This window comes from Inquilinus limosus DSM 16000 (genome assembly GCF_000423185.1).
GTDB lineage: Bacteria > Pseudomonadota > Alphaproteobacteria > DSM-16000 > Inquilinaceae > Inquilinus > Inquilinus limosus.
In genome coordinates this window covers 86,683-108,457 of the sequence record NZ_AUHM01000013.1, presented here as the reverse complement: position 1 = coordinate 108,457, position 21,775 = coordinate 86,683, and the positions used below count along the sequence as shown (strand labels likewise).

General features: G+C 69.2%; 21 protein-coding genes. 12 read left to right on the top strand and 9 right to left on the bottom strand.

What is annotated here, in order from left to right; genetic code table 11:
* Positions 1 to 13 precede the first annotated feature (13 nt).
* Positions 14 to 1,642, top strand: coding sequence for a CTP synthase (locus tag G537_RS0113840; protein ID WP_026870627.1), 1,629 nt, complete (start codon positions 14 to 16; stop codon positions 1,640 to 1,642).
* Between the two features lie 11 nt (positions 1,643 to 1,653).
* The gene (gene kdsA, locus G537_RS0113835; RefSeq protein WP_026870626.1) at positions 1,654 to 2,496 is read left to right on the top strand and encodes a 3-deoxy-8-phosphooctulonate synthase; all 843 of its coding nucleotides are present in this window, start codon (positions 1,654 to 1,656) and stop codon (positions 2,494 to 2,496) included.
* A gap of 176 nt (positions 2,497 to 2,672) precedes the next feature.
* Here the strand turns inward: kdsA and G537_RS0113830 are convergent, their stop codons facing one another.
* Positions 2,673 to 3,908, bottom strand: coding sequence for an SAM-dependent methyltransferase (locus G537_RS0113830; protein WP_026870625.1), 1,236 nt, complete (start codon positions 3,906 to 3,908; stop codon positions 2,673 to 2,675).
* Positions 3,909 to 4,107: 199 nt separating this feature from the next.
* Here G537_RS0113830 and eno point away from each other — a divergent pair, with 199 nt between their 5' ends.
* The 8 genes from eno to G537_RS0113790 all read left to right on the top strand — a co-directional run bounded on the left by eno (position 4,108) and on the right by G537_RS0113790 (position 12,850).
* Positions 4,108 to 5,388: a phosphopyruvate hydratase gene (gene eno, locus G537_RS0113825; protein WP_026870624.1), complete on the top strand. Its 1,281-nt coding sequence runs from the start codon at positions 4,108 to 4,110 to the stop codon at positions 5,386 to 5,388.
* 50 nt (positions 5,389 to 5,438) lie between these two features.
* Positions 5,439 to 5,768 (top strand): FtsB family cell division protein, encoded by a 330-nt coding sequence (locus tag G537_RS0113820; RefSeq protein WP_051248398.1) that lies wholly within the window; start codon positions 5,439 to 5,441, stop codon positions 5,766 to 5,768.
* Positions 5,769 to 5,910: 142 nt separating this feature from the next.
* Positions 5,911 to 6,936: a pyruvate dehydrogenase (acetyl-transferring) E1 component subunit alpha gene (pdhA, locus tag G537_RS0113815; protein WP_026870622.1), complete on the top strand. Its 1,026-nt coding sequence runs from the start codon at positions 5,911 to 5,913 to the stop codon at positions 6,934 to 6,936.
* Positions 6,937 to 6,994: 58 nt separating this feature from the next.
* Positions 6,995 to 8,398 (top strand): pyruvate dehydrogenase complex E1 component subunit beta, encoded by a 1,404-nt coding sequence (locus G537_RS0113810; RefSeq protein WP_026870621.1) that lies wholly within the window; start codon positions 6,995 to 6,997, stop codon positions 8,396 to 8,398.
* A 27-nt stretch (positions 8,399 to 8,425) separates the two neighbouring features.
* The gene (locus G537_RS0113805) at positions 8,426 to 9,757 is read left to right on the top strand and encodes a pyruvate dehydrogenase complex dihydrolipoamide acetyltransferase (RefSeq protein WP_026870620.1); all 1,332 of its coding nucleotides are present in this window, start codon (positions 8,426 to 8,428) and stop codon (positions 9,755 to 9,757) included.
* Between the two features lie 92 nt (positions 9,758 to 9,849).
* Positions 9,850 to 11,247, top strand: a complete 1,398-nt coding sequence (lpdA, locus tag G537_RS0113800; RefSeq protein ID WP_026870619.1) for a dihydrolipoyl dehydrogenase — start codon at positions 9,850 to 9,852, stop codon at positions 11,245 to 11,247.
* A gap of 85 nt (positions 11,248 to 11,332) precedes the next feature.
* On the top strand, positions 11,333 to 12,316 hold the full coding sequence (lipA, locus tag G537_RS0113795) for a lipoyl synthase (RefSeq protein ID WP_026870618.1): 984 nt from the start codon (positions 11,333 to 11,335) through the stop codon (positions 12,314 to 12,316).
* Positions 12,317 to 12,382: 66 nt separating this feature from the next.
* Positions 12,383 to 12,850, top strand: a complete 468-nt coding sequence (locus G537_RS0113790) for a type II toxin-antitoxin system RatA family toxin (RefSeq protein WP_026870617.1) — start codon at positions 12,383 to 12,385, stop codon at positions 12,848 to 12,850.
* A 39-nt stretch (positions 12,851 to 12,889) separates the two neighbouring features.
* On the opposite strand, the gene G537_RS37905 is transcribed toward G537_RS0113790, so the two are convergent.
* The 8 genes from G537_RS37905 to G537_RS37890 form a co-directional block, all read right to left on the bottom strand.
* Positions 12,890 to 13,402 carry a YkgB family protein gene (locus G537_RS37905; RefSeq protein WP_051248397.1) on the bottom strand — a complete coding sequence of 171 codons (513 nt, stop codon included), beginning with the start codon at positions 13,400 to 13,402 and terminating at the stop codon, positions 12,890 to 12,892.
* An 80-nt stretch (positions 13,403 to 13,482) separates the two neighbouring features.
* Complete coding sequence (locus tag G537_RS0113780; RefSeq protein WP_026870616.1) at positions 13,483 to 14,013, bottom strand: MarR family winged helix-turn-helix transcriptional regulator; 531 nt, start codon at positions 14,011 to 14,013, stop codon at positions 13,483 to 13,485.
* Between the two features lie 125 nt (positions 14,014 to 14,138).
* Positions 14,139 to 15,671, bottom strand: coding sequence for an alpha/beta fold hydrolase (locus tag G537_RS37900; RefSeq protein WP_162146106.1), 1,533 nt, complete (start codon positions 15,669 to 15,671; stop codon positions 14,139 to 14,141).
* Positions 15,672 to 15,733: 62 nt separating this feature from the next.
* Entirely contained in the window at positions 15,734 to 16,252 is a 519-nt protein-coding gene (locus G537_RS44275) for a CinA family protein (protein ID WP_026870615.1), read from the bottom strand.
* Positions 16,249 to 16,737 carry a phosphatidylglycerophosphatase A family protein gene (locus G537_RS0113765; RefSeq protein ID WP_051248394.1) on the bottom strand — a complete coding sequence of 163 codons (489 nt, stop codon included), beginning with the start codon at positions 16,735 to 16,737 and terminating at the stop codon, positions 16,249 to 16,251. The genes G537_RS44275 and G537_RS0113765 overlap by 4 nt, the downstream gene beginning before the upstream one ends.
* Positions 16,737 to 17,885 (bottom strand): bifunctional 2-C-methyl-D-erythritol 4-phosphate cytidylyltransferase/2-C-methyl-D-erythritol 2,4-cyclodiphosphate synthase, encoded by a 1,149-nt coding sequence (locus G537_RS0113760; RefSeq protein WP_026870613.1) that lies wholly within the window; start codon positions 17,883 to 17,885, stop codon positions 16,737 to 16,739. Before G537_RS0113760 ends, G537_RS0113765 begins: the two co-directional genes overlap by 1 nt.
* 81 nt (positions 17,886 to 17,966) lie before the next feature.
* The gene (locus G537_RS37895) at positions 17,967 to 18,416 is read right to left on the bottom strand and encodes an OmpA family protein (protein WP_051248393.1); all 450 of its coding nucleotides are present in this window, start codon (positions 18,414 to 18,416) and stop codon (positions 17,967 to 17,969) included.
* Positions 18,417 to 18,502: 86 nt separating this feature from the next.
* The gene (locus tag G537_RS37890; protein WP_034851661.1) at positions 18,503 to 18,964 is read right to left on the bottom strand and encodes a DUF4892 domain-containing protein; all 462 of its coding nucleotides are present in this window, start codon (positions 18,962 to 18,964) and stop codon (positions 18,503 to 18,505) included.
* A 200-nt stretch (positions 18,965 to 19,164) separates the two neighbouring features.
* Between G537_RS37890 and G537_RS0113750 the strand changes: the two genes are divergently transcribed.
* Positions 19,165 to 20,307 (top strand): two-component system sensor histidine kinase NtrB, encoded by a 1,143-nt coding sequence (locus G537_RS0113750; protein ID WP_026870612.1) that lies wholly within the window; start codon positions 19,165 to 19,167, stop codon positions 20,305 to 20,307.
* Positions 20,304 to 21,761 (top strand): nitrogen regulation protein NR(I), encoded by a 1,458-nt coding sequence (gene ntrC, locus G537_RS0113745; protein ID WP_026870611.1) that lies wholly within the window; start codon positions 20,304 to 20,306, stop codon positions 21,759 to 21,761. The genes G537_RS0113750 and ntrC overlap by 4 nt, the downstream gene beginning before the upstream one ends.
* Positions 21,762 to 21,775: the final 14 nt, after the last annotated feature.

Here is a 21,775-nt window from a genome sequence, read left to right as displayed (position 1 = left end):
AGGGTAAGATTCCATGACGCGGTACATCTTCATTACCGGCGGCGTGGTCTCCTCGCTTGGCAAGGGACTGGGCGCAGCGGCACTCGGGGCGCTTCTCCAGGCGCGGGGATTCAAGGTCCGGCTCCGGAAGCTCGACCCCTATCTCAACGTCGACCCGGGCACGATGAGCCCGACCCAGCACGGCGAGGTCTTCGTCACCGACGACGGCGCCGAGACCGACCTCGACCTCGGCCACTACGAGCGCTTCACCGGCGTCTCGGCCCGCAAGAGCGACAACGTCACCACCGGCAAGATCTACTCGACCGTGATCGCGCGCGAGCGCCGCGGCGATTATCTCGGCGCCACGGTGCAGGTGATCCCGCACGTCACCGACGCGATCAAGGAGTTCATCCGCTCGGACGTCGCCGACGAGGATTTCGTCCTCTGCGAGATCGGCGGCACGGTCGGCGACATCGAGAGCCTGCCGTTCCTCGAGGCCATCCGCCAGTTCGGCAACGAGGTCGGATCGGAGAACGTGCTGTTCCTGCACGTCACGCTCCTGCCCTACATCCCGGCGGCGGGCGAGCTGAAGACCAAGCCGACCCAGCATTCGGTGAAGGAGCTGCTGTCGGTCGGGATCCAGCCGGCGATGCTGCTGTGCCGCGCCGACCGCCCGATTCCGGAGAATGAGCGGCGCAAGATCGCCCTGTTCTGCAACATCCGGCCGGAGCGGGTGATCGCCGCCCTCGACGTCGACACGATCTACAACGTGCCGATCTCCTATCACGAGGAAGGCTTCGACGATCAGGTCCTGGCCTATTTCGGCATCGAGCAGCCGAAGACGCCGGACCTGTCGCGCTGGTCCAACATCGTCCAGCGCGTCCGCGCGCCGGAGGGCGAGGTCACGATCGGCGTAGTCGGCAAGTACACCTCGCTGATCGACAGCTACAAGAGCCTGGCCGAGGCGCTGACCCATGGCGGCATCGCCAACAACATCAAGGTCAAGCTCGACTGGATGGATTCGCAGATCTTCGAGTCGGAGGATGCGGTTTCCCATCTCGAGCACGTCCACGGCATCCTGGTGCCCGGCGGCTTCGGCGAGCGCGGGGCCGAGGGCAAGATCCGCGCCGCCCAGTTCGCGCGCGAGCGCAAGGTGCCGTATTTCGGCATCTGCTTCGGCATGCAGATGGCGGTGATCGAGGCGGCGCGCCATCTGGCCGGGCTGCCGGCGGCGAATTCGACCGAGTTCGGACCGACCAACGAGCCGGTGGTCGGCCTGATGACCGAATGGGTCCGCGGCAACGAGCTGGAGGTCCGCAAATCCGACGGCGACCTCGGCGGCACCATGCGCCTCGGCGCCTATCCGGCCGTGCTGCAGCCGGGCAGCCGGGTGCAGGGGATCTACGGCGCGACCGAGATCAGCGAACGGCACCGCCACCGCTACGAGGTCAACATCAACTACCGCGAGCGGCTGGAGGCGGCGGGGCTGGTCTTCTCCGGCCTGTCGCCGGACGGCGTGCTGCCGGAGATCGTGGAGCTGCCGGACCATCCCTGGTTCATCGGCGTGCAGTTCCACCCCGAGCTGAAGTCGAAGCCGTTCGACCCGCACCCGCTGTTCACCGACTTCATCCGCGCCGCAATCGAGCAGAGCCGGCTCGTCTGAGGACCAGGACCATGACCGCTGCCCGCGCCGTCACCGTCGGCAATCTCACCTTCGCCAACGACCGCCCGCTGACGGTGATCGCCGGCCCGTGCCAGCTCGAGAGCCGCGAGCACGCGCTGGAGATGAGCCAGGCGCTGGTCGAGATCACCCGCAAGCTCGGCCTCGGCCTCGTCTACAAGACCTCCTTCGACAAGGCCAACCGCACCTCCGCCTCGGCCGCCCGCGGCCTGGGGATGGAGAAGAGCCTGCCGATCATGGCCGAGATCCGGGAAAAGTTCGGCTGCCCGGTGCTGACCGACATCCACGACGCGTCGCAATGCGCGCCGGTGGCGGAGGCGGTGGACATCCTGCAGATCCCGGCCTTCCTGTGCCGGCAGACCGACCTGCTGCTGGCCGCCGGCGCCACCGGCCGGGCGATCAACGTCAAGAAGGGCCAGTTCCTCGCGCCCTGGGACATGAAGAACGTCGCCGCCAAGATCGCGGCGACCGGCAACGACAAGATCCTGTTAACCGAGCGCGGCGTCAGCTTCGGCTACAACACGCTGGTCAGCGACATGCGCGCGCTGCCGATCCTGGCCCAGACCGGCTATCCGGTGGTGTTCGACGCCACCCATTCGGTGCAGCAACCGGGCGGGCAGGGCACCAGCTCGGGCGGCCAGCGCGAATTCGTGCCGGTGCTGGCCCGGGCCGCGGTCTCGATCGGCGTCGCCGCCGTCTTCATCGAGACCCACCAGGACCCGGACCACGCCCCGAGCGACGGCCCCAACATGGTGCCGCTGCACAAGCTCGAGACGCTGCTGACCACCCTGGTCGCGCTCGACCGCGTCGCCAAGGCCAATCCGGTCCGGATCTGAGAGACAAAAACCTGCGTCTCTGGCCGTCTTCTCCATTGTCATCGCCGGGCTTGACCCGGCGATCCAGGGCCACCCAGAGCGGCATCGACATTCCTGGATGCCCGGGTCAAGCCCGGGCATGACAGAAGAGGACTAGTCAGAGCCCGGGTTCGCATCGACGACCCGGGCCGGCCTGGCTACTCCGCCGCCGCGGCCAGGGTGGCGTAGCGGCGCTCGGTGTCGGTGATGTAGTCGCGGGTGAAAGGTGCTGCGTCGCGCTTCCGGGCCAGCTGCATCTGGAACACCATGCAGGTTCCCAGCCGGAACTCGTTCTCGCAGCCCAGCAGGTAGAACTCCCACATCCGGCAGAAGCGCTCGTCGTAGAGCTTGGCGATGCGCTCCCGCTGCGCCTGGAACCGCTCGTTCCAGGCCGCCAGCGTGTCGGCGTAGTGGACCCGCAGGATCTCGATGTCGGTCACCCACAGCCCCTGGCGCTCGACCGCGGCCATCACCTCCGACAGCGCCGGCACGTAGCCGCCCGGGAAGATGTATTTGCGCAGCCAAGCGCCGGTGTTGCCCGGAGGGGCCATGCGGCCGATCGAATGCAGCAGCATCACCCCGTCATCGGCCAGCAGGTTGCGTACCTTGGCGAAGAACTCGTCGTAATAGGCGGCGCCGACATGCTCGAACATGCCGACCGACACGATCCGGTCGAACCGCCGATCGAGCTGGCGGTAGTCGCGCAGCTCGAACTTCACCCGGTTGCCCAGGCCGCGCTTGGCGGCGCGCTCCTGGGCCAGCTTCTGCTGCTCGACTGACAGGGTCACGCCGGTGACCTCGACCGGCGCCAGCTCGGCCAGGGTCATCGCCATGCCGCCCCAGCCGCTGCCGATGTCGAGCACGCTTCTGGCGCCGTCGAGCATCAGCTTGGCGGCGATGTGCCGCTTCTTGGCCTCCTGCGCCTGCTCGAGCGTGCGCACTCCCTCGCCGAAATAGGCGCAGGAATACTGCATGTCCTCGTCGAGGAAGAGCTCGAACAGCTCGCGCGACAGGTCGTAGTGATGGGCGACGTGCTCCTGCGCCTTGCCGATCGGGTTGTACTGCTGCAGCCGGCGCAGCCGGCGGCCGAGCGAGTTCAGGAACGCCTGCAGCGGATAGCCGTCCAGCGCCTGGAAGTTATGGCCGTACAGCGCGAACAGGTCGCGCAGCGTGGTCCCGTCCTCCAGCGTCAGCGTGCCGTCCATATAGGCCTCGCCGGCCACCAGCGCCGGGGCCGCGAACAGCTTCCGCGGCAGGGCGGGGTCGTGCAGCCGGACCGAGGCGAAGGGGCCGGGCTGTTTGCCCGCGAAATCGTGGACCACGCCGCCCGCGTCGGTGACGCGCAGGCGCCCGGCCTGCACGAAGCGCGACAGCATGTGAGAGAGAAGCCGCATCTCGGCACCTTGAGTTGCGTAGTTTTGTCGGGAGGCTACTCCCCAAATTGACGCAGTTTCAACACGGGGGCGCCACAATCGCCGGATGTGAGATCTGCCACCGGCGCAGAGGCAAAAGTCCTTGCATTTTCCGGTCCGCGGCACAGTCTGGCCCCGCCGATTCCCGCCTTACCACTCCTGCGCCAAGCGAGAGGCAGCTATGACCGCGATCGTCGACATCCATGCCCGCCAGATCCTCGACAGCCGGGGCAACCCGACCGTCGAGGTCGACGTCACCCTCGAATCCGGCGCCTTCGGCCGCGCCGCCGTGCCCTCCGGCGCCTCGACCGGCGCCCATGAGGCGGTCGAGCTGCGCGACGGCGACAAGTCGGTCTATGGCGGCAAGGGCGTGACCAAGGCGGTCGACGCCGTGAACGGCGAGCTGTTCGACGCGCTGACCGGCCTCGACGCCGAGGACCAGATCGCGCTGGACCGCACCATGGTCGAGCTGGACGGCACCCCGAACAAGGGCCGCCTCGGCGCCAACGCCATCCTCGGCGTCAGCCTCGCCGTGGCCCGCGCCGCGGCCGAGGATGCCGGCCTGCCGCTGTACCGCTATGTCGGCGGCGCCTATGCCAGCACCCTGCCGGTGCCGCTGATGAACATCATCAATGGCGGCGCCCATGCCGACAACCCGATCGACATCCAGGAATTCATGATCATGCCGGTCGGCGCGCCGACCCTGGCCGAGGCGGTGCGCACCGGGTCGGAGGTGTTCCACGCCCTGCGCAAGAAGCTGAAGGATGCCGGTCACGGCACCAATGTCGGCGACGAGGGCGGCTTCGCCCCCAATCTCGCCTCCGCCGACGAGGCGCTGAGCTTCATCGTCCAGGCGATCGAGGCGGCCGGCTACAAGCCGGGCGATGATGTGGTGCTGGCGCTCGATGCCGCCTCGACGGAGTTCTACAAGGACGGCCGCTACCATCTGGAAGGCGAGGGCAAGACCCTCGATAGCGCCGGCCTCGCCGCCTATTACGAGGATCTGGTGAAGCGCTACCCGATCGTGTCGATCGAGGACGGCATGGCCGAGGACGACTGGGAGGGCTGGGCCGCGATCACCAGCACCCTCGGCCAGCGCATCCAGCTGGTCGGCGACGACCTGTTCGTGACCAATCCGGAGCGCCTGTCCCAGGGCATCGCCCGCGGCATCGGCAACTCGATCCTGGTCAAGGTCAACCAGATCGGCACCCTGACCGAGACGCTGCAGGCCGTCGAGATGGCGCACAAGGCCGGCTACACCGCGGTGATGTCGCATCGTTCGGGCGAGACCGAGGACGCGACCATCGCCGACCTCGCCGTCGCCACCAATTGCGGGCAGATCAAGACCGGCTCGCTCAGCCGCTCCGACCGGCTCGCCAAGTACAACCAGCTGATCCGGATCGAGGAGCAACTGGGCCGCGCCGCCAGCTATGCCGGCCGGTCGGTGCTGCGCCAGCGCTAGTACCGTCGATTGACGCCGACCCCGACCTATGGTGATCTGAGGGCATGAGCATGTTTCGCTATCTCCGGCGGAAACTGCGGCCCGTCATCGGGCCGGTGGTCGGCGTCTGCCTGATCGCCTATTTCACCTACCACGCGATCCAGGGCGACCACGGCATCTTCGCCCGCGACGCCCTGCAGGGCGAGGTCGACCAGGCCAAGGTGACGCTGGACGCGCTGACCGCGCAGCGCGTGGAGATGGAGAAGCGCGCCGCGCTGATCGACCCGAAGCAGGTCGATCTCGACATGCTGGACGAACGGGCCCGGGCGATGCTGAACGTCGCCCGGCCGGACGAAGTCGTCATCTTCTACCCGAAAGCCGCTCCGGCTCAGGCCCAGTAGCCGCTGCGGCGCGCTCGGCGCCGGCCTGGGACATATCATGACCTGTGCCTTGCAAATTCCGGCCGTGCGGGGTAGCACTGGGCCAGGCGAAACTGCTATGCGCGCCTACTAATCCGATGCCATCCGTCTGAGGGAGGATCCATTGGCCGCCACGAAACGTCGTCCCGCGCAGGAGAAGACGTCGGGAGCCGTGGCTCCCGCCGCCGCCGGCAAAGATGAGTTGCTGCGGTACTACAGGGATATGCTTTTGATCCGCCGCTTCGAGGAGAAGGCGGGCCAGCTCTACGGCATGGGGCTGATCGGCGGCTTCTGCCATCTCTATATCGGCCAGGAGGCCGTGGTGGTCGGCGTCCAGGCGGCGCAGATCCCGGCCGATGACGTGATCACCGGCTATCGCGACCACGGCCACATGCTGGCCTGCGGCATGGACCCGCGCGGCGTGATGGCGGAGCTGACCGGGCGCCGCGGCGGCTACTCCAAGGGCAAGGGCGGCTCGATGCACATGTTCAGCCGCGAGAAGAAGTTCTTCGGCGGCCACGGCATCGTCGGCGCCCAGGTGTCGCTCGGCACCGGCCTCGGCTTCGCCCATCGCTACAAGGAGGATGGCGGCGCCACCCTGGCCTATATGGGCGACGGCGCGACCAACCAGGGCCAGGTCTACGAGAGCTTCAACATGGCGGCCCTCTGGAAGCTGCCGGTCGTCTATGTGATCGAGAACAACAAATACGGCATGGGCACCTCGGTGCAGCGCGCCTCGGCCAGTGCCGACCTGCATCTGCGCGGCCAGGCCTACGGCATCCCCGGCGTCCAGGTCGACGGCATGGACGTGCTGTCGGTCAAGGCCGCGGCCGAGGAGGCGCTGGAGCGCGCCCGTTCCGGCGGCGGCCCGACCATCCTCGAGATGATGACCTACCGCTACCGCGGCCACTCCATGTCCGATCCGGCCAAGTACCGGAGCAAGGAGGAGGTGGCGAAGATGCGCGAGACGCACGACCCGATCGACCTCGTGCGCAAGAAGATCGACGCGATCGGCGGCATCAGCGAGGACGACTTCAAGGCGATCGACAAGGAGATCCGGGGCATCGTCAACGATGCGGCGGAATTCGCGCAGCAGAGCCCGGAGCCCGATCCGTCGGAGCTCTACACCGACGTCCTGATCGAAGCCTGAGTCATCACGACCCGGCGGGCGCCGCGACGGGCGCCGCCGGCTGCCGGAGAATTCCCCAATGCCCACCGAAATCCTGATGCCGGCCCTGTCGCCGACCATGACCGAGGGCACGCTCGCGAAATGGCTGAAGCGCGAGGGTGACGCGGTGAAGTCGGGCGACGTGATCGCCGAGATCGAGACCGACAAGGCGACCATGGAGGTCGAGGCGGTCGACGAAGGCACCATCGGCAAGATCCTGGTGCCCGAGGGCACCGAGGCCGTGGCCGTGAACACCCCGATCGCCATCCTGCTCGGCGACGGCGAGAGCGCGGGCGACATCGCCGCCGCGAACGGCAAGGCCCCGGTGGCGGAGACGCCGCGCGAGGAGCCGGCCGCCCCCGAGGCGCCGAAGGCCGAGGCCCGGGCGCCGGCCGCCGCCCCGGCCGCGCCGCCGGCGACCAAGGCGCCGCCCGCGACCGACGAGGACAAGTATTTCGCCAAGACCAAGCGCATCACCGTGCGCGAGGCGCTGCGCGACGCCATGGCCGAGGAGATGCGGCGCGACCCGACCGTGTTCCTGATGGGTGAGGAGGTCGCGGAGTACCAGGGCGCCTACAAGGTCAGCCAGGGCATGCTCGAGGAGTTCGGGGCCAAGCGCGTGATCGACACCCCGATCACCGAGCACGGCTTCGCCGGCCTCGGCGTCGGCGCCGCCTATGCGGGGCTGCGGCCGATCGTCGAGTTCATGACCTTCAACTTCGCCATGCAGGCGATCGACCAGATCATCAACTCGGCGGCCAAGACCCTCTACATGTCCGGCGGCCAGATGGGCAGCCCGATCGTGTTCCGCGGCCCGAACGGTGCCGCCGCCCGCGTCGGCGCCCAGCACAGCCAGGACTACGCCAGCTGGTACGCGCACTGCCCGGGCCTGAAGGTGGTCTCGCCCTGGTCGGCGGCGGACGCCAAGGGCCTGCTGAAGTCCGCGATCCGCGACCCGAACCCGGTGATCTTCCTGGAGAACGAGATCCTCTACGGCCAGAGCTTCGACGTGCCGGAGGATCCCGAATTCATCGTCCCGATCGGCCGCGCCAAGATCGTGCGCCCGGGCAAGGACGTCACCATCACCGCCTATTCGATCATGGTCGGCAAGGCGCTGGAGGCGGCGGAGACCCTGGCCGCCGAGGGCATCGACGCCGAGGTCATCGACCTCCGCACCATCCGGCCGCTCGATATCGAGACCATCGTCGCCTCGGTGAAGAAGACCAACCGCCTGGTCTCGGCCGAGGAGAGCTGGCCCTTCGCCGGCATCGGCGCCGAGCTGGCGGCGCTGATGATGGAGCACGCCTTCGACTATCTCGACGCCCCGGTCGGGCGCGTCTGCGCGGTCGACGTGCCGCTGCCCTATGCCGCGAACCTGGAGCACCTCGCGCTGCCCCAGGCGTCGCACATCGTCGAGGCGGCCAAGGCCGCCTGCTACCGCTAGGCCCGGCGCCGGACAGGGGAGGGATCGATGACGATCAACATTCTGATGCCCGCGCTGTCGCCCACGATGACCGAGGGCACGCTCGCCACCTGGCACAAGAAGGAGGGCGACAAGGTCAAGTCGGGCGACGTGATCGCCGAGATCGAGACCGACAAGGCGACCATGGAGGTCGAGGCGGTCGACGAAGGCACCATCGGCAAGATCCTGGTGCCCGAGGGCACCGAGAACGTGCCGGTCAACGAGGTCATCGCCATCCTGCTGGAGGAGGGCGAGGACGCCGGCGCGCTGAAGGGCGGAGCGCCCGCGCCGAAGGCTGAGGCCCCGGCCGAGCCGAAGCCGGAAGCGAAGGCAGAAGCCCCGGCTCCGGCGCCGCAGCCCGCCCCGGCTGCCGCGAAGCCGGCGGCGAACGGCCATGACGAGAGCCGCGTCTTCGCCAGCCCGCTGGCGCGCCGCATGGCGCAGCAGGCCGGCATCGACCTGGCCGCGCTGAAGGGCAGCGGCCCGCATGGCCGCGTCGTCAAGGCCGACATCGACGCGGCGCTGGCCGGCGGCGTTCCCGCGGCCAAGCCGGCCGCGGCGCCCGAGGCTGCGAAGGCCGCGCCGGCGCCTGCCGCCGCCCCGGCCGCGAAGCCGGCGGCCGCCGGCCCGAACGCCAAGCAGCTGGCGGACGCCTTCGGCATCCCCTACAGCGAGGTCAAGCACAGCAACATGCGCAAGACGGTGGCGCGCCGGCTCCTGGAGTCGAAGCAGACCGTCCCGCATTTCTACCTGACGGTCGACATCGAGCTCGACGCGCTGCTGAAGCTTCGCAAGGAGCTGAACGACCGCGGCGACGTCAAGCTGTCGGTCAACGACCTGATCATCAAGGCGGCGGCGCTGGCGCTGCGCAAGGTGCCGGCGGCCAACGCCTCCTGGACCGACGAGGCGATGATCCAGTACGAGCGGGTCGACGTCTCGGTGGCGGTGGCGACCGAGGGCGGCCTGATCACCCCGATCATCAAGGACGCCGACCGCAAGGGTCTGGGCACGATCTCGGCCGAGATGAAGGATCTCGCCGCCCGTGCCCGCGAGGGCAAGCTGAAGCCCGAGGAGTACCAGGGCGGCACCTTCTCGATCTCCAATCTCGGCATGTTCGGGGTCAAGGACTTCGCGGCGATCATCAACCCGCCCCAGTCCTGCATCCTGGCGGTCGGTGCCGGCACCCAGCGGGCGGTGGTCAAGGACGGCGCCCTCGCCATCGCCACGGTGATGAGCTGCACCCTCTCGGTCGACCACCGCGCCGTCGACGGCGCGGTCGGGGCCGAGTACCTGGCCGCCTTCAAGGCGCTCGTCGAGGCGCCGCTCAGCATGATGCTCTGACCGGTCCGGGCCGGGGCTGCGGTCCCGGCCCCTGGCCGGCGACCCCGTGACAGCCTCCGCCGGGGTGCGGGAGGCAGCAAGGAGACACGACTGTGGCTGATACGAGCTTCGACGTCCTGGTGGTCGGCGCCGGCCCGGGCGGCTATGTCGCCGCCATCCGCGCCGCCCAGCTGGGGCTCAAGACCGCGGTGGTCGAGCGCGAGCATCTCGGCGGCATCTGCCTGAACTGGGGCTGCATCCCGACCAAGGCGCTGCTGCGCTCCTCCGAGATCTCGCATCTGCTGAAGCATCTCGGCGAATACGGCTTTTCTGCCAAGGACATCAGCTTCGATCTTAAGAAGGTGGTCGAGCGGTCGCGCAAGGTCGCGGCCCAGCTGGCCGGCGGGGTCAAGCACCTGCTGAAGAAGAACAAGGTGACGGTGTTCGACGGCACGGCCAAGCTGCTCGGCGGCGGCAAGGTCGCGGTGTCGCTGAAGGCCGGCGGCCAGGAGACCCTGACCTCGAAGCACATCATCATCGCCACCGGCGCCCGGGCGCGCGTGCTGCCGGGGCTGGAGCCGGACGGCAAGCTGGTCTGGACCTACAAGGAAGCGATGGTTCCGCCGACCATGCCGAAGTCGCTGCTGGTCATCGGCTCCGGCGCCATCGGCATCGAATTCGCCAGCTTCTACCGCAACCTCGGCGCCGAGGTGACGGTGGTCGAGATGCTCGACCGCATCCTGCCGGTGGAGGACGAGGAGATCTCGGCCTTCGCCAAGAAGCAGTTCGAGAAGCAGGGCATGCGCATCCTGGTCGGCGCCAAGACCCAGAAGCTGGAGAAGGGCGCCGACAACGTCACCGCCACGGTCGAGGTCGGCGGCAAGACCGAGAAGATCACCGTCGACCGCGTGATCCTGGCGATCGGCATCGACGGCAACGTCGAGAACATCGGGCTCGAGAACACCAAGGTGAAGGTCGAGCGCGGCCACATCGTGGTCGGCCCCTATCTCGAGACCGACGAGCCGGGCGTCTACGCCATCGGCGACGTCGCCGGCCCGCCCTGGCTGGCGCACAAGGCCAGCCATGAGGGCGTGATCTGCGTCGAGAAGATCGCCGGCCAGCATCCGCACCCGATGGATGTGACCAACATCCCGGGCTGCACCTACTGCATGCCGCAGGTCGCCTCGGTCGGCCTGACCGAGGCCAAGGCCAAGGAGGCCGGCTACGAGGTCCGGGTCGGCCGCTTCCCCTATATCGGCAACGGCAAGGCGATCGCGCTCGGCGAGCCCGAAGGCATGGTCAAGACCGTGTTCGATGCCAAGACCGGCGAGCTGCTGGGTGCCCATATGGTCGGCGCCGAGGTCACCGAGCTGATCCAGGGCTACGGCGTCGCCAAGACGCTGGAGACGACGGAGGCGGAGCTGATGCACACCATCTTCCCGCATCCGACCTTGAGCGAGATGATGCATGAAAGCGTGCTCGACGCCTACGGGCGCGCAATCCACTATTGAGCAAAGCGTGCTTGGCTTCCGGCGGCGTTTGCCCATCTTTGGGTGAGGCGCCGCCGAGCCGAGGCCGCAACCCGCAAGGACGACCATGTCCGCTGTAGAGCCCCATCTTCGCCATCCCGAGAAGGCGCACCGTCCGGACAACCCGGTGCCGCGCAAGCCGGCCTGGATCCGGGTCAAGGCGCCGGTCTCGGCCGAGTATCACGAGACCCGCAGGCTGATGCGGGACCTCAAGCTGAACACGGTGTGCGAGGAGGCGGCCTGCCCCAACATCGGCGAATGCTGGGCCAAGGGCCACGCCACGGTGATGATCTTGGGCTCGGTCTGCACCCGGGCCTGCGCCTTTTGCAACATCGCCACCGGCCGGCCGGACCAGCTCGATCCGCATGAGCCGCAGCACGTGGCCGAGGCCTGCGGAAGGCTGGGGCTGAGCCACATCGTCATCACCTCGGTCGACCGCGACGACCTGGAGGACGGCGGCGCCCGGCATTTCGCCGAGACCATCCGCGCCGTCCGCGCCGCCTCGCCGGACACGACCATCGAAATTCTCACTCCCGACTTCAAGAACAAGCCGGGAGCTGTTGAAATCGTTGTCGAAGCGCGGCCGGACGTCTTCAACCACAACCTCGAGACCGTGCCGCGGCTCTACCCGTCGATCCGGCCCGGCGCCCGCTACTTCACCTCGCTGCAGCTGCTGTCGCGGGTGAAGGAGCTGGACCCGACCATCTTCACCAAATCGGGGATCATGGTCGGCCTCGGCGAGACGGCGGAGGAGGTGGGGCAGGTGATGGACGACCTGCGCGCCGCCGATGTCGACTTCATGACCATCGGCCAGTATCTGCAGCCGACGCCGAAGCACGCGAAGCTGGACCGCTTCGTGACGCCGGAGGAGTTCCAGAGCCACGAGCGGATCGGCCGGGCCAAGGGCTTCCTGATGATCTCGGCGTCGCCGCTGACCCGGTCGTCCTATCATGCCGGCGCCGATTTCGAGAAGCTGAAGGCCGCCCGCTTGGCCCGGCTGGGTGTCACCTCGGGATCGATTGACCTAGTCGCCCTGGCCCAGGGCGCCTGAAGGTCGCACTGGCGGGACGCTGCCGACGGTCTTATTTAGGATTGTCGAGCGTCCCGCGGGTTCATCATGCCGTCACACACCGAACAGCGCGTCCTGCCCTACACGCCCCAGCAGCTCTACGAGCTGGTGGCGGATATCGAGAGCTACCCGAGCTTCCTGCCCTGGTGCCTCGCCGCGCGCATCCGCAAGCGCGAGGGCAACGTGCTGATCGCCGATCTCGTCATCGGCTTCAAGATGATCCGAGAGCGCTACACCAGCCGGGTCACCTTGACGCCGGGCCGGCAGATCGACGTCTCCTATGTCGACGGGCCGATGAAGCGGCTGACCAATTGCTGGCGCTTCCTGCCGCATCCCGCCGGCTGCGAGATCGACTTCCACGTCGATTTCGAGTTCCGGTCGCGGGTGCTGCAGACGCTGATCGGCGCCGTGTTCCACGAGGCCTTCCGCCGCATGGTCGCCGCCTTCGAGACCCGGGCCCGGGCGCTCTACGGCGACCGCGCCTCGGTGGCCGCGGCGGCGGCCGAGGGCGGCTGATCCATCAGGGTGGGCACCTCAATTTGCCGCCATGGCATGCTAAATTGGCCGTGCTGCGTCGCGCGCGAGGCTCTCACCGAGGACAACGAGCGACACGCCGAGCAAGGCGATGTCCTTGATCAGGAAGTATCCGAGCTCATTCAGCGCCGGGAATCCACCCGAAGCCTCCTCCCACACCGGCAACGGCACGAGCAGGCTCGTCGTGACGAAGAAGGTGAGCGCGCCGAGCGCGCCACCAGCCACTCCGGCGCGGGCGGACCAGGGCGAGGCGCACAACAGCAACGCCGTCGCGATTTCGACCACGCCGAGCAGATAGGACGCGCCGGCTTCACCAAACACCGGATACATCCACGCCAGCCAGGGCGTTCCGCTGATGAGCGGCTTCAAGCCGTCGATCTCGATCTGCGTGAACTTGAGACCACCGATCATCAGAAGCACCAGGATCACGCCCATAAGCGCAATCAGTCTGCCGGCCGACGTCACGCGAGCCGGAAGTGCATGGGCAACGCCGGCTGCGACGTTGCCGCCTCTTGGTTCATTGCGTCGGGTCATCGCGGTTTCTCCGGTTGCGAAGAGTATCGCCCCGTGTCACAGCGCGAGTGAGAGGACCATCGTCCGGCGGATCACGGAGCTCATTCGGCCCCTTCCACGCGGAGGGCCGCGAGTTCGACGGGGCAGATGTCCTGGGGACATGCCGCGATGTCGCACAGGCGGCAGGTCCGGTCGCAGGTCGCACGATCGGGCGTCAAAGCGGTCAGCATCGTGTCAAGCATGCGCGCGAGCTGGTTTCGCTCGTCCGTCGACAGCACTGCCAAGGCGCGTGAGTAGACCGCGCGGCGTGCCTCCAGCACCTCATCCGCGCACTTGCTGCCGGCTTCGGTCAGCAGGACGGCGCGCGAGCGGCCGTCATCAAGACTCGTGCGCCGTTCAACGAGGCCGTCGGCCTGCAACCTGTCGATAAGTCGGGTCGCGCCTGCCGCGGAAAGCCCGAGAATCCGGCGTAAGGCGTCCACCGACTTGCCCGGATAGAAGAATGCGGTTGCCAGCGCGGCCGAGGCCGTCACCCCGTGACCCGAGGCCTTCTCAACGCTCGCTCGCATGGCGTCGCCAAGCGCGACAACGAGTGCACCCAGGAGGTTGTTCGTTCGATCGTCTGAATGCATGGCCGATAATTGCTTGCGCTAAGCAAATAATCAAGTCGCAATGCGTTGGACGCCCTCATCTCCGTGGAAAATGGGGTGATCGACCCGCTGGCGCGACGTGGGGCAAGCTGCCCCATGCGCCCAATCTACGGCGACCGCGCCTCGGTGGCCGAGGGCGGCTGATCCGCCAGGCCGGCGCTGGTGAAGCGCGGCGCCAGCGTGCGGTCGGTGCAGAGCGCGTCCAGCGGCGCTGCCGGGGAGTCGATGAAGCGGGCCACCAGCTCCGGCGCGCAGGCCTCGGTGCTCAGGATGGAATGGCTGCCGGCCCGGAACTCGACGACCCGGCCGTTGGTCAGGGTCCTGGCCGCGATATAGGCGTATTCGGGCGGCGTGATCGGGTCGAAGCTGCCGGCCAGCAGCAGGGTCGGCGTGGCGCTCGACACCGCCACGGCATCGACCGCCGAGATCGGCGGCACGTGCCAGGAATCGCAGACCTGCCACTCCAGCGCATAGGCGGCGTTGCCGCCATAGGGCTCGGAGGCGGCGACCGACGCCGCCAGCGCGTCGCGGGTGGCGAAGGGCCAGCTCTCGCTGCAGGCGACACTGAGCGCCAGCCCGTCCGAGCGGTTCGGCCCGCCGCTGAACACCGGCCCGATCCAGGGTGCAACGGCGGTCAGGTCGCCGCGCGCGACCTTGTCGATCAGGTCCGGCAGCTCGGGCACGACGGTCGGATCGTAGAAGGCGGCGTAGAGGGCATCGAGCACGATGCCGTCGTCGACCCGGATGGTCTTCCGACCTTGGCGGACCGTCTCCGGCTGGGTCCGGAGCTGCGCCAGCATGCCGTCGAAGCGGGCTTCCAGCAGCGGGTACCGGGCGTCGCAATCGGAGCTGGTCCTGCATTCCCCGAACAGCCGGCGGAACACGCGGGCGATCAGCGCCGGCTGGGTGTCGAGGTCGAAGATCCCGGGCGGATAGACGCTGTCGAGAACCGTGCTGCGTACCCGGTCGGGGAAATCCCGCATCACCGCCAGCGCCACCCGGCTGCCGTAGGAGACGCCGATCAGGTTGTAGCCCTCGTAGTTCAGCGCGGCGGCGACGTCGTCGACATCGGCCGCGGCCTCGGCGGTGGTGAAGGCCGACAGGTCGATGCCGGACCGTGTCAGCCGGTCGTGGCAGCGCACCGCCGCCGGCCGCTCCAGCGCCAGCACCTCGGCCCGGGTCAGCCCGGGCGTCCAGTTCCGGTCGGCGACGCGGTCCAGCTCCGGGCAGTCCAGGCTGGGCCGGGACTGCCCGACGCCCCGCTGGTCGAAGACGATGAAGTCCCGCGTCTCGCGGATCGGCCGGCTGATCTGCCACCAGGTGTCCGCGTCGTCGCCGAAGGCCGCGTCCCCCGGGCCACCGTTGAGGAAGATCACCGGGTCGGGCAGCGGCGACGCGGCGCGGCTGTGCAGCACGGCGACGTAGAGGCGGAGGCTGCGGCCGCGCGTGCCTTCGCGATGGGCCGGCACGGCGACGAAGCCGCAGGTCGCCCGTTCCCCGCGCGGCACGGCGAAGACGCAGCGGGCGCTCTCGAAGCTGGCGGCCGCCGAGGCCGGAAAGGCGAATAGGATCAGGGCGCCGAAGGCAAGGAGGGGCAAGGGCCAGAGGCCCGAGGCGGCCGAGATCAGACGCACAGGCACGATACTTTCGGGTGAGTCTCGCCGGGCATCATGCGGTGCGGCACCGCAGGCGGCAACCCGCGTCAGCCGGCGGGAGGGGATGCGGTTTTCGCAGCTTGCGCGCCGGCCAGCAGCAGTTCCAGCGCCCGCCGCATCGCCTGGGCCCGGACGGCGGCCCGGTCGCCGGCGAAGATACGCCTTTCGGTCAGGGTCGCGGCGCCCTGCCGGGCCAGGCCGAAATGGACCAGCCCGACCGGCTTGCCCGGGGTGGCGCCGCCGGGGCCGGCGATGCCGGTGACGGCCACGGCGAGGCCGACCCGGGCGCGGATCAGCGCCCCGTCGGCCATGGCCGACGCAACCTCGGCGCTGACCGCGCCCTTGTCGGCGATCAGCCGGGTCGGTACGCCGAGCAGCTCGGACTTCGCCGCGTTGGAATAGGTGACGAAGCCGCGCTCGACCACGTCGGACGAGCCGGCGATCGCGGTCAGCGCCGCCGCCACCAGCCCGCCGGTGCAGCTCTCCGCCGTCGCCAGCGTCAGTCCGCGGGCCCGGCAGGCGGCCAGCACCTGCTCGGCCAGGGCGAGGTCCGCGCCGTCGGTCATGCCAGCCCTCCCGCCAGGACCGCCGCCCCGACTGCGGCGGTGGCAATCCCGGCCACGATGTCGTCCATCATCACGCCCCAGCCGCCGGCGAGCTCGCGGTCGAGCCAGGAGATCGGCCAGGGCTTGGCGATGTCGAGCAGCCGGAACAGGGCGAAGGCGAGGGGGTACAGCCACAGCACCCCGGCGACGGGCGCCAGGGCCAGCAGCTGGCCGGCCACCTCGTCGACCACGATCGCGCTCGAATCCGCCTCGCCGCCGCGGCAGACCGCTCCGGCCGCCCAGACCCCGGCCAGGCCGAGGGCGATCCCCGCCGCGACCACCGCGGCCGGCCCGCCGAGCCGCCACAGCAGCCAGGCCAGGGGCAGGGCGGCGAGCGACCCCCAGGTGCCGGAAGCCACCCGGATCAGCCCGATCCCGCCCATCGTCGCCAGCAGCGTGGTCGGCTGCCAGAAGGTGCAGCCGGGCGGCAGCGGCCGGAACGGCATCAGCGCTCGATCCGCACGCTCGCCGCGGCCTGGGCGGCGATGCCCTCCTCGCGGCCGGTGAAGCCCAGCCGCTCGGTCGTGGTCGCCTTCACGCTGACCCGCTCGGGCTCGAGCCGCAGGATTTCGGCGATCCGCGCCACCATGGCGGCGCGGTGCGGGCCGATCTTCGGCCGCTCGCACAGCAGCGTGACGTCGACGTTGAGGATGCTGCCGCGGGCCCGCACCAGCTCGGCCGCATGGGCCAGGAAGGCGGCGGAATCGGCGCCGCGCCAGCGCTCGTCCGAGGGCGGGAAATGCTGGCCGATGTCGCCGGCGCCGATGGCGCCGAGCAGCGCGTCGGTCAGGGCGTGCAGCCCGACATCGGCGTCGGAATGGCCCTCCAGCTTGGCTGCATGGGGAATGCGGATGCCGCACAGGATCACGGCGTCGCCCGGGATCAGGCGGTGCACGTCGAAACCGGTGCCGGTCCGGATATCGGCGACGCCGCCGAGCAGTCGTTCCGCGCGGGTCAGGTCCGCCTCCGTGGTGATCTTGAAGTTGTCGACATGGCCTTCGACCAGGCGCACGGCGATGCCCTGGCGCTCCGCCACCGCGGCGTCGTCGGTCAGGGCCTCGCCGGCGGCGGCGCGGTGGGCGGCGAGCAGGGGGGCGAAGCGGAAGCCCTGCGGCGTCTGCGCCTGCCACAGGCCGCTGCGGTCGACCGTGCCGGCGGCGATGCCGCCCTCGGCCCGCTTGATGGTGTCGACCACCGGCACGGCGGCGATCGCGGCCTCGGCGGAGGCGAGGGCGTCGAGCACGCGCTCGATCGTTTCCCGGTCCACCAGCGGCCGGGCCGCGTCGTGCACCAGCACCAGCTCCGGCGCCCGCGGCGCCAGCCATTCCAGCGCCGCGCGTACGCTGTCCTGCCGGGTGGCGCCGCCGGTCACCGGGCCGGGCAGGTCCAGCCCGGCGGTCGCCGCCTCGTAGAGGTCGCGGTGCTCGTCGCGGATCACCACGACGACGTCGTCGAAACGGCCGCTGCCGCGGAAGGCCTCGACCGACCGGCGCAGCACGGTGCTGCCGGCCAGCGGGCGGTATTGCTTGGGCAGGGAGCCGCCGAACCGCTCGCCGGTTCCGGCGGCGACGATGACGGCGGCGTGGCGTGGCATGATCCGCTCGGTCTCCTGGACGAAAGGCGCCGCACGATAGGGCGGCGCCTTGGCAGAGACAAGCGAAGAGGCCGCTGCGGGCTATTGCGCAATCAGCTCGACCCGGCGGTTCCGGGCCCGGCCTTCATCCTTGGTGTTCGGCGCGACCGGCGCCAGGGGGCCAACCCCCGCCGGGTTCAGCCGCCCGGCCGGCACGCCGTGCTGCTTCACCAGCGCCGCCACCACCGCTGCGGCACGGGCGCGCGACAGCGTCATGTTGGTCTCCAGGCCGCCGACATTGTCGGTGTGGCCGACGACGTGCAGCTTGACCGCCGGATCGTCCTTCAGCACCTGCGCGATCTGGTCCAGCGCCGGTTTCGATTCCGGCTTCAGCTCGGATTTGTTGAAGTCGAAATGGATGCCGTAGAGGGCGATATGGCCCTGCTGGGCCAGGCCCTTCTCGATCTCGGCGGCCGAGACGGTCACCATCCTGTCCCGCAGCGTGCCGGATTCGACGATGTCGAGCTGGATGATGGCCTGGCCTTCCGTCACCGCGATGTCCCGGGTGTAGCCATCCTCGTATTCGGTGACGTAGAGGGCGATGTCGATCGTCGCGCCGTCCTTCGCCAGCTCCGCGGTCAGGAAATGCGCGGCGGTCGCGCTGTATTCGAAGAGCTGCGTCCCGACGCCGGCGAAGACGAGCCCTGGTGCTTGCCGATGTCGGCGCCTTCGGCCTTGAACAGCACCTGATAGCCCTTGGCCGCCAGCTCGTTCTCGTAGTTCTCGAACACGTCGTCGGCGGAGACGCCGGCCGACGCCGTGTAGCTGATGCGGGTCAGCGCGCCGCTGACCTCCTTCGCGGCGGCGAAGACCGGCTTCTCCTTGGCCTGGTCGTACTCGTCGGCCGGGCCGAGCGGCAGGGTGTAGCGGGCGAAGTCCTGGGTGCTGTAGGTCACGATCGACGAGCCGTCGAAGCGCTTGATGCCCGGATGGTCCTTCGCCCCGGCGATGTCGGCCGCGGCAGCCGGCGTCATCGCGCCGGCTGCCAGCGCGAAGGCCAGGGCGGTGATGCGGCCAATCGTCCCGATCGTCGATCTCATAGGATTCTGCTCCATGGTCGCCACCGGCCCGGTGGCGCGGCGTGCTTGACGCCGTCTCATGTAGCGCCGGCTGCAAGGAACTTCTTCCCCCTCAGAATAGGGGGTTGGATGGCATTTTTGCTCATTGGTTAGGCAAAACTTTCATTGGACAAAATTTAGGCGATACGCTGATCTGGCTCCCGTCAGCTCCTTTTGCCGCGATGCCGAATCTGAAACCGATCCCCGCCGCCGCGGCCGCGCCGCAACCGGATCCCTTCGCGCTCCTGGCCTCGCTGCCGGTGGCGGTCCTGGCCGTCGGCCAGGACCGGGTGATCCGCTTCGTCAACCTGGCGGCGCAGCAGCTGCTCGACGCCAGCGAATCCGCCCTTGTGGGCCAGGACCTGACCGGCTTCGTCCCCGGCGACAGCCCGCTCTTCACCCTGGTCGACCAGGCGATCCAGCAGGACCGCAGCGTCGCCGATTACGGCATGCTACTGGAAAGCCCGCGGATCGGCCGGCGCACGGTCACCGTGACGGTCGCGCCGCTGGTCGACCCGCCGGACCTCGCCGTGGTCAGCCTGTTCGAGGAATCGGTGGCGCGGCGGATCGACACCCAGCTCAACCGCCGCCACGCCGCCCGCTCGATGACCGCGATGGCGGCGATGCTGGCGCATGAGATCAAGAACCCGCTGTCCGGCATCCGCGGCGCCGCCCAGCTGCTGGAGCAGACGGTCGGCGATGACGACCGGGCGCTGACCCGGCTGATCTGCGAGGAGACCGATCGCATCGTCCGGCTGGTCGACCGCATGGACGCCTTCTCCGACCCCAGCCCGCTGACCCGCGAGCCGGTGAACATCCACGAGGTGCTGGAGCGGGCGCGCCAGGTGGCCCAGACCGGATTCGGCCGCCATGTCCGCTTCATCGAGCGCTACGACCCGTCGCTGCCGCCGGTGCCGGGGCATTTCGACCAGCTGGTGCAGGTGTTCCTCAACCTGATCAAGAACGCGGTCGAGGCGGTGGCGGAGGACGGCGAGATCATCCTGACCACCGCCTATCAGCGCGGCGTGGCGATCGCGGTGCCGGGCACCAGCCAGCGCATGAACCTGCCGCTGATGGTGTCGATCCAGGACAACGGCCCGGGCATCCCGGAGGATCTGAAGGACCACCTCTTCGATCCTTTCGTGACCACCAAGGCGGAAGGCTCCGGCCTCGGCCTGTCGCTGGTGGCCAAGATCATCGGCGACCATGGCGGGCTGATCGGCTTCGAGAGCGAGCCGCGCCGCACGGTGTTCAAGATTTCCCTGCCGATCCACGCCGAACCGGTGGCGAACGGCGACCATGACGACAACGGAAGCGAAGCATGACCAGCGGGACCATTCTGGTCGCGGATGACGATCGCGCCATCCGCATGGTGCTGACTCAGGCGCTGTCGCGGCTCGGCCACGAGGTGCGCAGCACCGGCACCGCCTCGACCTTGTACAAATGGGTCCAGGACGGCGTCGGCGACCTGATCATCACCGACGTGATGATGCCGGACGAGAACGGGCTGGATCTGCTGCCGCGGATCAAGAAGCTGCGGCCGGACCTGCGCGTCATCGTCATGAGCGCGCAGAACACTCTCCTGACCGCGGTCAAGGCGACCGAGCGCGGCGCCTTCGAATATTTGCCCAAGCCCTTCGACCTGAAGGAGCTGGTCGGGGTGGTCGAGCGCGGCCTGACCCTGCCGCGGCAGGAGGAGGCGGAAGCGCCGGGCGCCGAGGACGGCGAGGAGGCGATGCCGCTGATCGGCCGGTCGCCGGCGATGCAGGAGATCTACCGGGTGATGGCCCGGCTGATGGCGACCGACCTGACCGTGATGATCACCGGCGAGAGCGGCACCGGCAAGGAGCTGGTGGCGCGGGCGCTTCACGATTACGGCCGCCGCCGTTCCGGCCCCTTCGTCGCCATCAACATGGCGGCGATCCCGCGCGACCTGATCGAATCCGAGCTGTTCGGCCACGAGAAGGGCGCCTTCACCGGGGCGCTGTCGCGCTCCACCGGCCGGTTCGAGCAGGCCCAGGGCGGCACCCTGTTCCTGGACGAGATCGGCGACATGCCGATGGAGGCGCAGACCCGGCTGCTGCGCGTGCTGCAGGAGGGCGAGTACACCACGGTCGGCGGCCGCACCCCGATCCGGGCCGATGTCCGCATCGTTGCCGCCACCCATCGCGACCTGCGCACCATGGTGCGGCAGGGGCTGTTCCGCGAGGACCTGTTCTACCGCCTCAACGTCGTGCCGATCCGCCTGCCGCCGCTGCGCGAGCGGTCGGAGGACATCCCGGCCCTGGTCAGCCATTTCATGCGCCGCGCCGCGGCCGAAGGGATGAGCGAGAAGGCGCTGGACAAGCGGGCGATGGAGCGGCTGACGCGGCACCGCTGGCCCGGCAACGTCCGCGAGCTGGAGAATCTGGCGCGGCGCCTCTGCGCCCTCTACTCGCAGGAGACGATCGGCATCGACGTGATCGAGGCGGAGCTGAGCGACGCCCTGCCGCAGGCCGGGATCGCCGAGCCGGGGGGCGAGCCGCCGGCGGGGGAGGGCCTGTCCGCCGCGGTCGAACGCCATCTGCGCGACTATTTCGCCGCCCATGGCGGCAGCCTGCCGGCCAGCGGCCTCTACGACCGGGTGCTGCGCGAGGTGGAGCGGCCGCTGATCACGCTGAGCCTGGCGGCGACCCGCGGCAACCAGATCCGCGCGGCCGAGCTGCTCGGCCTCAACCGCAACACGCTGCGCAAGAAGATCCGCGAGTTAGACATTCCGGTGGTCCGTGGCCTAAGTTAAGAGGCTTGACCGTA